Below are 1,184 nucleotides of genomic sequence, written 5' to 3'. Positions count from 1 at the left end.
TCCGGGAAATCAGCCGCAGATTACCGCAATCAGATGAAGCCAAAGGAAGCCCGGAGCAAAGTGATTGACGGGATTCTTGCCAGCCGGACAGACTGCAAAGAATGTAAGGCTGTCTATGAGAAGTACCAGAAGATATTTTTTAAGAAAACAAAGGAGAAATTCAAACAGGAACACCCGGAGGTTGCCCGGTATGAGAAAGCCGCTGACTACCTTGCCAAGCACCCGGACGATAAGGACAGTACCCAAAAGGAGCTGCAAGAGGAGCAGGAAACGCTTCTCAGCGAAATCGCAGAACTGAAAGTACCGCTGACCGAGGTACAGGAGGATTTGAAGAAGCTGCGGGACATCCGCTACTGGGTACGGAAAGCCACACCCGGCACAGAAGAAAGCAAAGAGCCGTCCAAGAAGCAGTCCCTCAAAGAAGTCTTGCAGGATAAGGCGGACGAGAAAAAAGCACAAAGAACTGCCCCGGTGCAGACAAAACACAAACAACAGGATATGGAACTTTAACAGGCACTTGCCATTTTCAGATTGAGAATGTCAGGTGCTTTTCTTTTTTTCAAGGAGGGATAGATTTGAATGTATTTGAAGCTGTGAAGCAGTCCGTCACAACAAGACAGGCTGCGGAGCATTATGGAATCCGTGTAGGCCGGAACGGGATGGCTTGTTGCCCGTTCCATAACGATAAAACCCCAAGCATGAAGCTGGATCGGCGTTACCACTGCTTCGGCTGCGGTGCGGATGGGGATGTGATTGATTTTGCCGCCGCCCTGTATGGGCTGGGAAAGAAAGAAGCCGCCGTACAGCTGGCACAGGACTTCGGGCTTTCCTATGAGGACTGGAAACCGCCGGGGAAGGTAAAAAAGCCCAAGCCCCGGCAGAAATCCCCGGAGGAACAGTTTCAGGAAGCAAAGAACCGCTGCTTCCGTATCCTTGCCGATTATCTCCACCTGCTTAGGGCATGGAGAAAGGAATATGCCCCGCACACCCCGGAGGAAGCCGTTCATCCCCGGTTTGTGGAAGCCTTACAGAAGCAAGCCCAAGTGGAATATCTGCTGGATGTGCTGCTGTTCGGGGAGACAGAGGAAAAAGCGGCTTTGATTACGGACTACGGAAAGGATGTGATACAGCTTGAACAACGAATGGCAGAGCTTGCAGCCGCAGACGCAGCAAGAACTAAAAAA

General features: G+C 51.3%; 1 protein-coding gene and 1 pseudogene. Both read left to right on the top strand.

Annotated features, from left to right (window positions below; all coding sequences use genetic code 11):
• A pseudogene (locus DWX26_RS16560) lies at window positions 1-510 on the top strand (MobQ family relaxase); the annotation flags it as partial.
• A gap of 65 nt (window positions 511-575) precedes the next feature.
• A partial coding sequence (locus tag DWX26_RS16555; RefSeq protein ID WP_243030736.1) for a CHC2 zinc finger domain-containing protein occupies window positions 576-1,184 on the top strand: 609 nt, incomplete at its 3' end.

The sequence above is a fragment of the Blautia sp. AF19-1 genome, from assembly GCF_003479155.1.
Taxonomy (GTDB): domain Bacteria; phylum Bacillota; class Clostridia; order Lachnospirales; family Lachnospiraceae; genus Fusicatenibacter; species Fusicatenibacter saccharivorans.
Note: the sequence above shows the minus strand (reverse complement) of the source record. Positions and strands in the feature narration are given on the sequence as shown.